14 protein-coding genes are annotated in these 13,277 nt (G+C 56.6%); 3 read left to right on the top strand and 11 right to left on the bottom strand.

Annotation, left to right across the window (positions count from 1 at the left end; genetic code table 11):
• Positions 1–15: 15 nt before the first annotated feature.
• The 4 genes from H7850_RS04380 to H7850_RS04365 all read right to left on the bottom strand — a co-directional run bounded on the left by H7850_RS04380 (position 16) and on the right by H7850_RS04365 (position 3,750).
• The gene (locus H7850_RS04380; protein WP_227368160.1) at positions 16–594 is read right to left on the bottom strand and encodes a hypoxanthine-guanine phosphoribosyltransferase; all 579 of its coding nucleotides are present in this window, start codon (positions 592–594) and stop codon (positions 16–18) included.
• Positions 587–1,894: a mechanosensitive ion channel family protein gene (locus H7850_RS04375; protein WP_227368158.1), complete on the bottom strand. Its 1,308-nt coding sequence runs from the start codon at positions 1,892–1,894 to the stop codon at positions 587–589. The genes H7850_RS04380 and H7850_RS04375 overlap by 8 nt, the downstream gene beginning before the upstream one ends.
• Positions 1,895–1,896: 2 nt before the next feature.
• Complete coding sequence (nagZ, locus tag H7850_RS04370; protein ID WP_227368157.1) at positions 1,897–2,934, bottom strand: beta-N-acetylhexosaminidase; 1,038 nt, start codon at positions 2,932–2,934, stop codon at positions 1,897–1,899.
• Positions 2,935–3,048: 114 nt separating this feature from the next.
• Positions 3,049–3,750 (bottom strand): TetR/AcrR family transcriptional regulator, encoded by a 702-nt coding sequence (locus tag H7850_RS04365; protein WP_227368155.1) that lies wholly within the window; start codon positions 3,748–3,750, stop codon positions 3,049–3,051.
• Between the two features lie 221 nt (positions 3,751–3,971).
• Between H7850_RS04365 and lexA the strand changes: the two genes are divergently transcribed.
• Positions 3,972–4,616: a transcriptional repressor LexA gene (gene lexA, locus H7850_RS04360; RefSeq protein WP_227368154.1), complete on the top strand. Its 645-nt coding sequence runs from the start codon at positions 3,972–3,974 to the stop codon at positions 4,614–4,616.
• 15 nt (positions 4,617–4,631) lie between these two features.
• Positions 4,632–5,678, top strand: a complete 1,047-nt coding sequence (gene dinB / locus H7850_RS04355; RefSeq protein ID WP_227368153.1) for a DNA polymerase IV — start codon at positions 4,632–4,634, stop codon at positions 5,676–5,678.
• A 156-nt stretch (positions 5,679–5,834) separates the two neighbouring features.
• On the opposite strand, the gene H7850_RS04350 is transcribed toward dinB, so the two are convergent.
• A complete protein-coding gene (locus H7850_RS04350) occupies positions 5,835–6,506 on the bottom strand; it encodes an energy-coupling factor ABC transporter permease (RefSeq protein ID WP_227368152.1) in 672 nt (223 codons plus the stop codon).
• 219 nt (positions 6,507–6,725) lie between these two features.
• On the opposite strand from H7850_RS04350, the gene H7850_RS04345 reads away from it, so the two are divergent.
• On the top strand, positions 6,726–8,324 hold the full coding sequence (locus H7850_RS04345; RefSeq protein WP_227368539.1) for a ribonuclease J: 1,599 nt from the start codon (positions 6,726–6,728) through the stop codon (positions 8,322–8,324).
• A 160-nt stretch (positions 8,325–8,484) separates the two neighbouring features.
• On the opposite strand, the gene H7850_RS04340 is transcribed toward H7850_RS04345, so the two are convergent.
• The 6 genes from H7850_RS04340 to mobB all read right to left on the bottom strand — a co-directional run bounded on the left by H7850_RS04340 (position 8,485) and on the right by mobB (position 13,102).
• A complete protein-coding gene (locus H7850_RS04340) occupies positions 8,485–8,772 on the bottom strand; it encodes a hypothetical protein (RefSeq protein ID WP_227368151.1) in 288 nt (95 codons plus the stop codon).
• Between the two features lie 182 nt (positions 8,773–8,954).
• Positions 8,955–9,944 carry a GTP 3',8-cyclase MoaA gene (gene moaA, locus H7850_RS04335; protein WP_227368150.1) on the bottom strand — a complete coding sequence of 330 codons (990 nt, stop codon included), beginning with the start codon at positions 9,942–9,944 and terminating at the stop codon, positions 8,955–8,957.
• Positions 9,941–10,393, bottom strand: coding sequence for a molybdopterin synthase catalytic subunit MoaE (moaE, locus tag H7850_RS04330; RefSeq protein ID WP_227368149.1), 453 nt, complete (start codon positions 10,391–10,393; stop codon positions 9,941–9,943). The genes moaA and moaE overlap by 4 nt, the downstream gene beginning before the upstream one ends.
• A gap of 2 nt (positions 10,394–10,395) precedes the next feature.
• Positions 10,396–11,277: a cyclic pyranopterin monophosphate synthase MoaC gene (gene moaC / locus H7850_RS04325; RefSeq protein ID WP_227368148.1), complete on the bottom strand. Its 882-nt coding sequence runs from the start codon at positions 11,275–11,277 to the stop codon at positions 10,396–10,398.
• On the bottom strand, positions 11,274–12,533 hold the full coding sequence (locus tag H7850_RS04320) for a bifunctional molybdopterin-guanine dinucleotide biosynthesis adaptor protein MobB/molybdopterin molybdotransferase MoeA (RefSeq protein WP_264477202.1): 1,260 nt from the start codon (positions 12,531–12,533) through the stop codon (positions 11,274–11,276). The genes moaC and H7850_RS04320 overlap by 4 nt, the downstream gene beginning before the upstream one ends.
• Positions 12,530–13,102: a molybdopterin-guanine dinucleotide biosynthesis protein B gene (gene mobB / locus H7850_RS04315; protein ID WP_227368146.1), complete on the bottom strand. Its 573-nt coding sequence runs from the start codon at positions 13,100–13,102 to the stop codon at positions 12,530–12,532. The genes H7850_RS04320 and mobB overlap by 4 nt, the downstream gene beginning before the upstream one ends.
• Positions 13,103–13,277 lie beyond the last annotated feature (175 nt).

Here is a 13,277-nt window from a genome sequence, read left to right as displayed (position 1 = left end):
TCTCCCGAAATTTATCTACATGCCCTTGGGCGCGAAGATACCCGGTGCATTGCGCCAATACCCCTTGTAATCCATTCCGAAGCCGAATACATAGCGGTCTTCGACCTCCAAGCTGCAGTAGTCCGCGGTCAGCCCCGGTACCGCCTTACGCTCGTGGCGCTTGTCGACCAGCACCACGGTGGAAATACTAGTCGCCTGGGCCTCCCGGCAATAGGCCAGAATGGCCGCCAGGGTCGTGCCTTCATCGAGAATGTCATCGACGATCACCACATGGCGGCCGGCCATGGGAATCTCCGGCGAGACCCGCCAGAACAGCTCGCCACCCCGAGTACCGCCACGATAGCGGGTCGCATGCAGGTAATCGACTTCCAATGGAAAGCCAAGCCGGGTAAGCAAGTGTCCGGTGGTAATCAAGCCACCATTCATGACGCAATAGAAGACCGGCAGTTTGTCGCCGAGATTGCGGGTGATCTCCTCTGCCATGCGATCCAGAGCCCGCTCGACTTGCTCCTGAGTAATCAGACAGTCGGCGTTTTCCATCAGGTCGCGCATGGTGACCAAGGATTCTTGATAGTCGGTATCGAGTTTAGGCATCGGCATCCTGGTTGCTGGCGTTTTCAGAAGAATCGTCCGCATCCCCTCGCGCAGGAGAAGCGGCACGCTGAGATGATGGAGAACGGGATGATGAAGTAGCGGTATTGTGCCTATTGTCCATCCCACGCGACGATGATTGTTCGTCTCGTTCATTGCCTTCATGAGTCCCGTGGTCATCATGTCCCTCGGCCTCGCCACTTTCCAGCGTCACCGGATCGGCCATGTGCAGCTCTCTGGCTGGCATGGCAATACCCCCTCCTGCTTCATCGACGATCGACGCGATACGCAGCAGAATGTCCTGCTTGATATCCAGATGCTCGGCCCAATCCGTCGTGCAGGTATAGGCATAGATCACGATATCAAGCGAATAGGCACCAAAGGACTCGAAGTTGACCAGCATGAAGCTTTCCTGATCGATCGACTCATGCTCTTTGAACATGCTGCGAATATTCGAGACGATTCCATCGACCTGAGCGATATCCTGATAGCGCAGGCCAATGGACTCGTAGATACGCCGATTGAGCATCCGCGATGGATTGACCACGGCGATCGAACTGAAAATATTGTTGGGAATGTATAGCGGGCGCAGGTCGAAGGTGCGGATGCGCGTCAGGCGCCAGCCAATATCCTCGACGGTCCCTTCTATCTCGCGATCCGGCGAGCTGATCCAATCGCCCACCTTGAACGGGTTGTCCAGATGAATAGCCAGGCCACCAAAGAAGTTGGCCAGAATATCACGCAGGGCAAAACCGACGACCAGACCGCCCAGCCCACCGAAAGCCAGTAGGCCGGACAGTGACATGCCCAATGCTTCCAGCATCGCCAATGCCACCACGGTAAAAATGACGGCGCCTAAAAGCTTGCTGACCGCAGAGGCGGTCGAGACATCCATGGGTTTGGCGGAATTACGCTGGGAAGGCACCATCAGACGCCGCTTGATCTGGCGTACCAGACGCAGGCCAGTCCACCCGACCATCAACAACACAAACACCCACATTGCGGTGGGGGTATAGGCAACAACGCGATTCAACTCCAGGTAGGCAGCGCCCAGGCTCGTCAGGGCGATGAGAGCACAGCCCCAGACACCGACCCAAAGTGGGCGGCGCACGGCCAACAGCAGCACGTCATCCCAACGATGGCGTGTCTTTTCCAGCACGTTGCTCAGCCGCCAGACTACCAGGCGCAAGAACAAATCTGCCACTAATGCCAGGCTCAGAATGGCTGTTGGCGCCAGCAGCCAGGAGGGTAGATTGAATGTCGCCTGAAACCACTGTTCCACCGGATCTAGAAATTCCAGCACGCTCAACCCCTCGTGGCACTATCCGAGGGGGCGTCGGCTAGCGCTTCGAGACGCGCATGAACGCGCCGCCAGCGGCCCAGTGCCGGTAGCGTATCGAGACTAGGGCGTGCACGGGCATAGCGTAGACGAGCCTGGCGCTTCGATTCACGACCCGTACAAGCCTTTGCCACCGCCAAAGCTGCTTCGCGATCGTTGCATATCAGCACCATGTCGCAGCCGGCATTCAATGCCGCCAGGGCGCGATCGCCCGGGCCACCGGCAACATGTGCGCCGGCCATGGACAAATCATCGGAGAAGATCGCCCCCTTGAAGCCTAGTTCTTCACGCAACATGCCCAACCAGTTCGGTGAAAAACCCGCAGGCCGCTCATCGAAGACGCTATAGACCACATGGGCCGGCATCACGCCATTTAATCGATTGGCCAGCGCGGTAAATGGCACCAGATCGTGTTCTCGTAGCGTTTGCAAGGGGCGATCATCGATGGGCAGTTCAAGATGAGAGTCCGCGGCGACGCCTCCGTGGCCGGGAAAATGCTTGCCGATAGCAGCCATTCCGGCTTCGTGCAGACCATCGATGAAGGCACCGGCCATGGCGGTAACGGCCTGGGGATCGCTCGAGAAGCTGCGGTCGCCGATCACGCTGGAGCGACCGGTATCCACATCCAGCACGGGCGCAAAAGTGATATCCAGACCGCAGGCCGACATCTCCATGCCCAGTAGCCAGCCCGCATCTTGACAAAGCTGCAGGCACTGTTGAGGTTCCTCGGGATAACATTGCCCCAGACGCGCCATGGAGGGCATACGTGTCACGCCCTGACGCAAACGTTGCACACGACCACCTTCCTGATCGATGCCCAGCAATATCTCGGGACGAAGCTCGCGAATGGAGGCGCACAACTCAATAACCTGTTCGGCATCGACGATGTTGCGGGCAAACAGAATGACGCCCCCAACCTCCGGCCGTGACAACAACCTGCGTTCTTCACGGGACAATGTAATGCCTTCAAGATCCAGCATCACCGGACCGAGTGGTTGGGTCATGATTGGGTTCCTCATGAATGAAGGAGGCTGATTCTAGAGCAAAGACCAAAATAACGACAAATATCCACAGTGTTACGACTTCCTGGCGTTCCAACTCCAACTCTCGAATATAGGTCAGGCTGATGCCGCATGATCTACCTGGGGCAAGGGGGCATTCATGCCGGCCACGACCACGGGGCCCAGGCGATGAATGAGATCCCGCACGCCTATCTGTTCACCGTAATCCTTAGCAGCAATGTCCCTTAGCGCGTCGAGTCCGGACAAGGTAAAGATCACCGTGCCCAGCATGAAGTGCAACCGCCAAAAGCGCTCGGCATCCGGTAGATCGGGGGTTGCGCGCCGCATAAGCTCGGTAAAACGCGTAAAGACACTGCCGTACTGCTGCTGAATGTAACGACGAAGATGCCCCTGGGCTTGGGTATAGGCCAGCCCGAGTAAACGGATGAACACCTTCAAGCTGTTGCGCTCTGCCGGTACCTCCAGCACTGTATGAGCCATGCTCTCGAGCAAGATTTCGAGAGGAATTGGCTGATCGCCATACTCGGCTTCGAGTTCATCCAGTGTTTCATGAAAGCGCTCGGTAAAAGGGTCCAGATAGCGCGCGAATACCGCCTGAATCAGCGCTTTCTTGGAGCCGAAATGATAGTTCACCGCAGCCAGATTGACCTTCGCCTTGCTGGTAATGTTGCGCAAGGAGGTCTCGGCAAATCCACGCTCGGCAAACAACACCTCAGCGGTATCGAGAATACGCGTCACGGTATCGACCTGGTTCTGGCTCTTTGTTTGATTCTTGCTCTGACTCTGATGAGGGGCCATACCTTGTCCCTTGAGCTGGTAAACGCTTGTTTTAAACGTTGCACTATTGGTCTCAGACTACTCAATCCCGTCCGCTGACGCTATTACGAGGCTAATTAGTTGCTCAGTAAATGCCTATGCACTGGCGGTTCATTCCGTAATACGTTTCAATTTTTTGTATTACTGGATACAATCACATGCTGTATACTTGCACAAATTCCAGTGGTCATCGCGGAGCCTTCATGACTCGTCCTCTTACCCCGCGCCAACAGAATGTCTACGATTTCATCGTCAAGACCATGCAGGAACAAGGCTATCCGCCGACACGCGCCGAGATTGCACGGGCACTGGGCTTTCGCTCGCCCAACGCTGCAGAAGAACATCTGCGTGCGCTGAGCAAGAAAGGCGTCATCCGCATGATCCCCGGTACGTCTCGCGGCATCCGTCTCGTACAACCGGAAAATGATGAAAGCCCCATCGATACCAGCCAGGGGTTACCTGTCATCGGTGAAGTTGCCGCCGGTAGTCCTGTGCTGGCCGCTGCCCACATCGATCGCTACTGTCCGCTGCCGGCGGATTATTTCACTCCTCACGCCGATTATCTATTGCGCGTAAGGGGGCTCTCCATGCGCGATATCGGTATTTTCGAAGGCGATCTTCTGGCGGTACACCGGACTACCCGGGTACGCGACGGGCAGATCGTCGTGGCCCGCATGGAGGACGACGTGACCGTCAAACGCCTGCAGCGCGATGGGCATCACGTCCGACTGCTGCCGGAAAATGCCGACTTCTTGCCTATTGAAATCGATCTGCGCTACCAGCATCTCGAGATCGAAGGCATAGGCGTCGGCGTGATTCGCGGGGGCAACGGCCAAGCCCTCGGTTGATTGCCAGGGGTTAGCGTGCGCAAGATCCTACATGCCGACTGCGACTGCTTCTATGCCGCCGTGGAGATGCAGGACAATCCAGCCCTGCGGGAGATTCCCTTGGCGATCGGCGGTAGCGCCGATCGCCGAGGCGTCATTGCCACCTGCAACTATCCTGCTCGCGTCTTTGGCATCCACTCCGCCATGCCCACGTCCCAAGCACTGCGCCTATGCCCTGAACTGACGCTGATGCCAGCGGACTTCCCTCGCTATCGTGCCGTCTCCGAGCGTATTCAGGCGATTTTTTACGAATTGACGCCGCTGGTCGAGCCTTTATCCCTGGACGAAGCCTTTCTCGATGTCAGCGCGGTCACCCGCTTCAAGGGTAGTGCCACCTGGATGGCTCGCTGGCTCAAGGAAGAAGCCTTGAAACGCACAGGGATCACGCTATCCGTGGGCGTGGCGCCGAGCAAGTTTCTGGCCAAGATCGCCAGTGACTGGGACAAGCCCGATGGGCTTCACGTTATCACCCCTGAGGAAATCGAAACCTTCGTGGCCACCCTGCCCGTTGGCAAACTACACGGCGTTGGTCCAGCAACGGCAGCCAAGCTGCAGGAAATGGGAATCGTCACCTGTGACGATCTACGCAATTGGCCATTGGACAGCTTGCTCGAACGCTTCGGCAAGTTCGGCATCCGTCTGTACGAGCTGGCCCGGGGTCAGGATGATCGCCCGGTCAAGATCGAACGCGAGCGCAAGTCCGTAAGTGCGGAAAACACCTTTCATCGCGACCTGGCCGGACTTCCCGAGTGTCGTGCCGAGCTACCCAAGCTGATAGAACGGCTAGGCCAGCGGCTTGAGCGTCATGGCAACCCCGCCATCAAAGGCCTGTTCGTCAAGGTCCGCTTCAACGACTTCTCTACCACCACCCTGGAAGGCCTGGGCCGACAAACATCCACAGAACGCTTTCTCGCCTTGCTCGATGACGCCTGGAAGCGACGCAGTCGCCCGGTGCGTTTGCTTGGCGTGGGCGTGCGCTTGGTGCCACCCGATAGCACGCGGCAGATGACGCTGTTCGAGTAAGCCCATGCAGAGCTTAAAAGCTACTCATGATCGTCACGAACGAAGGCGAGACAAGGCGAAATTGATAGAAGAAGCGGAGTTTACGGGTTGTAAATGAGTATTATGAGATCAATTTCAACGCCGTATCGTCGAGTGTAGTAGACCATGGGTAGTCTTTTATTTTGTGTCGATGTAGCGATGACTATCAAACGTCAGCACCCAATGAGGGTGATAGACCAGCAACAGACTCAGCATCGTACCGGTAACGAAAGCCTCGGAGGGCAGCAGTAGCGGCAGGAACAGAGCGTACTCCGCCATCAAGCGCAACACCTCCGGGTCGCTGCTTCCCAGCCATATGATGCCAATGGTGCATATGCCGCTAAGTAGCGTCGCCAATCCGGCGCCAAAAAAACCACAGGCGAACAGAAACACGAATAGATTATCCGGCATGCGCCGATCCACCAGCCGCCAGATCGTCACACTGATCAACGCCGGTAACACCCCGGTAATCAATATATTGACCCCCAACAGGGGCCAGGCAATCTGCCCTATCAGCACCATGGCGAGGTTGATCAACGCATTTGCAAGCAGTGCCAGCGGCGCCGTGAACACCAGGGTGAGAAATACCGTGAACACCATGTGCAGGGTAAGCCAGTCGATGGCCTGAGCGCGTAGCTGCCACATCAGCATGACAAAGACCGTGGCACCCAACAGCCGATGCTGCAGTGGTCGGTCCTGCTCCAATCGCCGCCAAGGGAATACCCAAGCGGCTCTGACCAGCACGCCCAGACTGAGTAGCGCAGTCAAAATCAACATCCAGGGAGCAAGTACGACAGCGGCAAACGACATGGGAAACTCGTGCAGACTTATGAACAAAACAAGGGGATCACTCAGTCCTGAGAACGCAATGATCCGCGTTCATTCATTGTGGCGCCGCCCCGGCATCACGTATAGTAAAAACCTCTTTATTTGCCAGTGTCTATGATGCTTCACACCCAGGTACAGCTTCGTCAACGCCGCCGACCGCCTCTGCACTTTCTGCCTTTAGGGGGCTGTGGCGAGATCGGCATGAACCTGAGCCTTTACGGTTTTGGCGACGATTGGATAGCGGTCGACTGCGGCATGATGATCCGCCAGGATCTGCCGGACTCACCCTTGCAAGTGCCTAATATCGATGGACTACCGGCGATGGGCATCGCCCCGCGCGCCCTGGTCATCACCCACGGCCATGAGGATCATATCGGCGCCGCCGCCTGGCTGTGGCCACACTGGGGCTGCCCTATCCTGGCGACGCCCCTGGCCGCAGGACTGTTGCGTTCCAAATTCATGGAGCGCGGCCTTGCTACCGATGCGATCCAGATCGTCGAGCCTGGAGATGCACTGGAAGTCGGCGCATTCACCTTGCGCTACCTCCCTCTGCCCCATTCGATTCCCGAAAGCTGCGCGCTGCTGCTTGTGACGCCTCATCACCGGGTACTGCATAGCGGCGACTGGAAACTCGACCCTGACCCCGTGATCGGAACCGCGGCCGACGAAGCGCTATTCCGCTCCCTGGCGCCGATCGATCTATTGATAGGCGACTCCACCAATGCGCCGGTGCCAGGCTGGTCTCGCAGCGAAGGTGAGGTCGCGAAAGCGCTGGAAAAGACGCTACGAACGTGCTCGGGCCGCGTCATCGTATCCTGCTTCGCAAGCAACCTGGCGCGTGTGCTCGCCATCGGACGTGCCGCAACCCGTTGTGGCCGACGAGTAAGCCTGATGGGACGCTCCATGGAACGCATGGTGCGTATCGCCAGGGGCCTCGGTTACCTCGAGGATTTCCCGCCCTTGGTGCCGGTACGCGATCTTGGTTATCTTCCGGCCCAAGAAGTAGTCGTCATTGCTACCGGCAGCCAGGGCGAACCACGTGCCGCGTTATCCCGGCTCGCTCAGGGACGTCATCCAGACTTCGAATTACAGGACGGCGACACGGTGATCTTTTCCGCCAAGGCAATTCCGGGTAACGAACGCCTTATCGAGCGCTTGTACAATGGTTTGCGTCGCCTCAATGTCACTATTTTCGAGGAAGGAGGACATCCCGAGCTGCATGCGTCAGGCCATCCGGCACAAGCGGAATTGCACACTTTTTACGAATGGCTCAAGCCGCGTTATCTGCTGCCGGTCCACGGCGAGCCTTTTCATCAAAAGACCCACCGCGAACTAGCCGAAACAAGGGGCATCGCAGCGCCACTGATTCCCCTCAATGGCGATCTCATTCGCTTTGACAATAAGGGACTGACGCTGGAAACACGCCATTCCCAGGCACCACGAATCGTCGCAAATGATCGCGTACAGGCTCTGTCCGGTTTGCAAGCCCCGAAAGGCGATCGTCGCGAACGCTTTGGTGAGCTTTTCATCGTGATTGCCGTTGCCCCGGAAACCTCGGGTTGGCTACGCATAGGGCGTCTTCTGATCGACGCGTCGACTCCAGTGGCTCTAGATGAAGATAGTTTCGCTGAATGGATCGATAGCACTCTTGAAAAAACGAATGTGGCAACACTCGTTCAACTACGTGACCACTTGCAACTTCTAATGATGCAGTGGCTTGCGGATCATCTACGGCACCTGCCTACGGTACACCTGCAACTGACGCCTGCAGAAGTTAATTTTCCGACATATGCTGACTGATGTGGGTATTCGGACATCGGCAAAGTACGTTCAGCCTATTATTCGATGGATTCACGTGCCTTTATCTTTAGAATTATCAATCGAAAAAAGAAGCGGTCGGTTGAGCCGCTTCTTACTAATCTTGTGTCGTATCAGGAATTACTTTGCCGTTTAGGCGTGTTCATGCCTTGGCATTCTTGGGGGGCCGGCCACGGCGCCGGCGGGGCTGCTCACCGACCAGGTCGTCAACTGAAAGGCCGGCATCGTTGATAGCCTCCCTGATTTCGGCAAGTTTGCGAGCCTTCTGATCTTCTTCTTCGCGACGATGATGATCTTCTTGCTGCTTCTGTTCGATCACCTCGTTGATGACCTCCGCAAGCTTATGCAATTGCTCCATGCTTAGCTGACGGGCGGCAGCTCGTGCGACGTTTTTGTTGCGCGCAATCCTTTCAAGGGATTCAGTAGACATCGATTTCCTCCGCACTAAAAAAATTATCGACTACATAAAGTTTATTATCCTAAAAAGTATAAACTTACTTACTCGATTGACAAGGTATGACTAGCACTAATAATGAAAAAAAGAACCGTCAATTCAAAAAAAACAGCGATCATTGATCGCTGTTAATGCTAAAAAGCAATTGAAAATGCGTTTTATCCACCCGTCATATTCATGAAACGCACGACTTGCACGTCGCCATCCGTCGTAAAATGGTGGCGTTCTGGTTTAAGTGCCATTGCGTCGACAATACGTGTCTTGAGTCTTTCGATATCGCCGGGGTAGCGCCGCAACGTCTCGCGTAAATCGACAGAGTGCTCATTGCCCAGACAAAGAAGGAGACGCCCTTCCACGGTGACTCGTACACGATTGCAGGTAGCGCAGAAATTATGACTATGAGGCGAGATGAAGCCAATCTTCGAAACGCTATCCGCCATACGAAAATAACGGGAAGGTCCCAGTGTGGATTCAGTAGTTGGCATCAAGGCGTGACGGGATTCGATGATGGCCTGGACTTCATCGCTGGAACAGTAGGTCTCGCCACGAGAATGATCCGACACATCCCCTAAAGGCATCTCTTCGATAAAGCTGATATCGATGGATTCGCGACGCGCGAATTCCACTAGATCGAGTATCTCATCATCGTTTCTGCCTTTCATGATAACGGCGTTCAATTTGATTCGCTCGAAGCCGGCATCCTGGGCCGCGTGTAGACCGTCGATTACCTTGTTCAGGTCGCCAGTGCGAGTCAGCTGCTTGAAACGCACTGAGTCCAGAGAGTCCAGGCTGATATTCAGTCGTTGCAATCCGCCTTGGCGCAGTGCGGGGGCATGCTTGACAAGCCCGGCACCGTTGGTGGTCATGGCGAAATCCTTGAGGCCTTCCAACTGGCCGATTTCCGTCACCAGCTCATCGATTCCACGACGAACCAGTGGCTCCCCACCAGTGAGTCGAATCTTTTCCACGCCCAGCTCGGTGAAAGCTCGTGCGACGGTCGCCAACTCTTCCAGGGTGAGAACCTGCGCGCGAGGTAGAAAAGTCATCTCCTCGCTCATGCAATAGACACAGCGAAAATCGCAGCGATCGGTAACGGAAATCCTGACATAGCGCACCACGCGCTGAAAATCGTCGATCAACTGTGTCATGACACCTCCCAGCGCTTGGCATCCTGCTTGTCGGAGTCACGTTCCGATACCCAGTAGTGCCCCCCGGTCGTATGCTCTTTTTTCCAGAAGGGCGCCTGGGTCTTGAGGTAATCCATGATGAAATCACATGCCTCGAATGCACTGCGGCGATGGGCGCTGGCAACCGCCACCAGCACGATCGGGTCGCCCGGTTCGAGATGACCGACACGATGAATCAAGCGTACGCCTTGCAGTGTCCAGCGCTGCTCGGCTTCAGCGACAATATCGGCAAGTGCCTGTTCGGTCATGCCGGGATAATGCTCGAGAGACAGCCCCTGAACTTCGGGGCTCTCATTAAAATCGCGCACCAGCCCAGTAAAACATACCACCGCGCCAATGTCGGTGCGCCCCGTGAGCAAGGCTCCATGTTGCTCGCCCACATCGAAAGGCTGCGTCTGTACCTTGATCATGTTCATCCCCCGGTCACCGGTGGAAAAAAAGCGACTTCATCGCCTGCAGTCAACAGCGTATCTTCAGCGCTCATCACCTGATTGACAGCACATAATACACGCTGTTCGCGCAGTAAAGCGAAGCGCTCATCCTGTTGCTCTAGCGCGCTCTTGAGCCCGCCAATCGTAGGCTCGAGAAGCGCCGTAAGCGGGACGTTGATATCACTGACGCCAAGGCGTTCACGCAACTCTGCAAGACACTTCACACTGACGCTGGTGCGCTCTTCTCCGAGCGAGACACTAACGCTGCCCTCGAAGAATTTACCCGTCACGATAGGGGCAATATCGAGCTGCTCGCTCCTGGAAGCCATCGCATCTTCTGCAAAGGCATCGGGCTGCGTGGAAGATGCGCCAACCGGTCGGTTTTCATCGAGGGATCGCTGATAATCGCCGGACTTGCCACCGGTCTTGGAGAGCAATTGTATTCCTTCAATGCTCATATCCTTGTCCACCGCCTTGCACATGTCATAAAGGGTCAGACAGGCCACCGACACAGCCGTCAATGCTTCCATCTCGACCCCGGTGCGACCGTTCAAACGGCAAGTGGCAGTCACATCGACACTGGCATCAGCCTCGTTGAGCATGAAATCGACACTTACCTTGGACAGCGCCAAGGCATGGCACAGCGGAATCAATTCAGACGTTCGTTTGGCTGCCTGTATACCGGCAATACGTGCCGTGGCCAGCACATCGCCTTTCGGCATGCCCCCCTCGGCTAGCAGTGCCAGGGTTTCCGGGCGCATGTGAATTCGTCCACCGGCCACCGCTTCACGGCGGGTTTCCGTCTTGTCGGCGACGTCCACCATATGCGCCTCGCCACGAGAATTAAGATGCGTCAGGCTCATGTCAGCTCCCCAAAGGGTTGTAAAGTCACCGTTTCACCTTGCGCCACTTCGGCGCGTGTCGCCTCGATCTCGATCAAACAATTGGCCGCCGTCATCGAGGATAGAATCCCCGAGCCTTGGCGACCGGTCATGCTGACGTGCAGGCGTCCTTGTTCATCACAGCGGTAGATGCCGCGTAGAAAATCGACCCGCCCCTCACGACTTTTTAGCGGCTCGTCGGCGATCGCCGTCAGACGACGGGGTTGCCACTGGTGCTCACCCTGCAGGGTGCGCAGCAAGGGCTGCACAAACTGCAGGAAAGTCACCATAACCGCCACCGGATTACCCGGCAGCCCGAAAAAGGGAGTATTGCGCTCCCCCAGGGTGCCGAATGCCAGGGGTCTACCAGGGCGAATGGCGATACGCCAGAAGCCGAGCCGCCCGGTGTCGTCCAGCGCCTTCCGGGTCCAGTCAGCCTGACCCACGGAGACGCCACCGCTGGTGATGACCATGTCCGCTGTCTGCGCTGCAGTCTCCAGCGTATTTTTGATGCTGACAAAATCGTCTTTGAGAATGCCTAAATCGACTACCTCGCAGCCGAGTCGAGTCAATAGCCCCCGCAGAGAAAAACGATTGGAGTCGAAGATACCCGCCGGAGGCAATACCTCTCCTGGCGCGGTCACTTCATCACCGGTGGAGAAGATGGCAACTCGTGGGCAACGTGCGACTCGCACCTCACCCATCCCAAGCGATGCAAGCAACCCCAGATGCTGCGGGTTCAAGCGCGTTCCAGCCTCCAGTGCCGTCGTCCCCCGGGGGATATCCTCCCCTGCCCTGCGTACATTCTGCCCTTGCTGCACCCGGTCTGCCTGCGCTATCTCGACCCAACGCGATGCGCCATCTTCCTGCATGTGCAGCTGTTCGGACATGATGACGGTATCCGCGCCTTGCGGCAGTGGCGCGCCGGTAGTGATGGTCACTGCCTGGCCGGGCTCAAGGCGGCCTTCAAAGCAGCTACCGGCAAGCACGTCTCCTTGCAGCGCGAATCGCGTCTGGGTGCTGGCTGGCCAGCTTAGGGCAATACCATCCATTGCCGCATTGGTATTCTGCGGTACATCGATAGGGGATACCGCATCTTCCGCCAGAACCCGATTCAGCGATGAAAATAACGGTATAATTTCACTTTCAAGCGCTCGTGGCGTCAGCTCTCGTAAAGCGGTCAACGCCTCATCGATGCTGAGCATACGCTCGCCCAGCTCGAAACAGGAAAGGCTCATGGCGAAACTCCTGTCTTGCGCGGCTGGCGCCGCCGTGGCCACTGCTCCGGCCAGGCCGCCACGTAATCGGTCAGTGCATCAAGATCATTGAGATCGAGAGCTTCCACGCCTTCCGGCAACGTCAAGGCTTCGTCACTTGCCACGCCTTTTACCCAGACATCGCTCTCCGCCAATAACGGTTTTTCAAGCACGGGACGAAACAGTTCCAGCTTGGGCACGGGCCAGGCTTTGAAGCCTTCGATCAACACGAGATTCGGCTGCAGCGGCCTGACCTGGTCGATCAGCATGGCAAGGTCGGGTTCCGTACGATTCGGTGTTTCCATCATCAGCGCGAAGCGTGCTTTCGAGGCGACCAGCACCGGGGCCGCACCGGCGGCGCGCATTCGGTAGCTGTCCTTGCCAGGCTGATCCACGTCGAAGCCGTGGTGAGCGTGCTTGATGACCGCGACACGCACTCCGCGTTCGGCCAGACGCGGTAGCAAGGCCTCGAGCAGCGTGGTTTTTCCTGTCCCACTCCAGGCGGCGATACCCAGCAAGGGCAATGTTTCATTAGCAAGATCGAGTGTCATGATGTTTTTCAATCGCGTTCTATAACGGCAAGTTTTTAGCGCAAATTGGTGCATTCGCGAGCCAGCGTATCCTCATTAGAGGCAATCGCCGTACCGAAACCCGCATGCAAACAGCGAATAAAATCTAGAAATCACCGAGTAATCAGCACGTTGCTACCATGAGTTTACCTGACTG

This window comes from Halomonas sp. M20 (assembly GCF_020622265.1).
Classification (GTDB): domain Bacteria; phylum Pseudomonadota; class Gammaproteobacteria; order Pseudomonadales; family Halomonadaceae; genus Modicisalibacter.
The sequence above is the reverse complement of the archived record's forward strand: the minus strand, read 5'-3'. Positions and strand labels throughout refer to the sequence as shown.

Bases quoted from the DNA above. Each gene is read 5' to 3' on its own strand.
- H7850_RS04380 (WP_227368160.1), bottom strand. From the start codon at position 594: ATGCCTAAACTCGATACCGACTATCAAGAATCCTTGGTCACCATGCGC.
- nagZ (WP_227368157.1), bottom strand. From the start codon at position 2,934: ATGACCCAACCACTCGGTCCGGTGATGCTGGATCTTGAAGGCATTACA.
- H7850_RS04365 (WP_227368155.1), bottom strand. From the start codon at position 3,750: ATGGCCCCTCATCAGAGTCAGAGCAAGAATCAAACAAAGAGCCAGAAC.
- lexA (WP_227368154.1), top strand. From the start codon at position 3,972: ATGACTCGTCCTCTTACCCCGCGCCAACAGAATGTCTACGATTTCATC.
- H7850_RS04350 (WP_227368152.1), bottom strand. From the start codon at position 6,506: ATGTCGTTTGCCGCTGTCGTACTTGCTCCCTGGATGTTGATTTTGACT.
- H7850_RS04345 (WP_227368539.1), top strand. From the start codon at position 6,726: ATGAACCTGAGCCTTTACGGTTTTGGCGACGATTGGATAGCGGTCGAC.
- H7850_RS04340 (WP_227368151.1), bottom strand. From the start codon at position 8,772: ATGTCTACTGAATCCCTTGAAAGGATTGCGCGCAACAAAAACGTCGCA.
- moaA (WP_227368150.1), bottom strand. From the start codon at position 9,944: ATGACACAGTTGATCGACGATTTTCAGCGCGTGGTGCGCTATGTCAGG.
- moaE (WP_227368149.1), bottom strand. From the start codon at position 10,393: ATGATCAAGGTACAGACGCAGCCTTTCGATGTGGGCGAGCAACATGGA.
- moaC (WP_227368148.1), bottom strand. From the start codon at position 11,277: ATGAGCCTGACGCATCTTAATTCTCGTGGCGAGGCGCATATGGTGGAC.
- H7850_RS04320 (WP_264477202.1), bottom strand. From the start codon at position 12,533: ATGAGCCTTTCCTGTTTCGAGCTGGGCGAGCGTATGCTCAGCATCGAT.
- mobB (WP_227368146.1), bottom strand. From the start codon at position 13,102: ATGACACTCGATCTTGCTAATGAAACATTGCCCTTGCTGGGTATCGCC.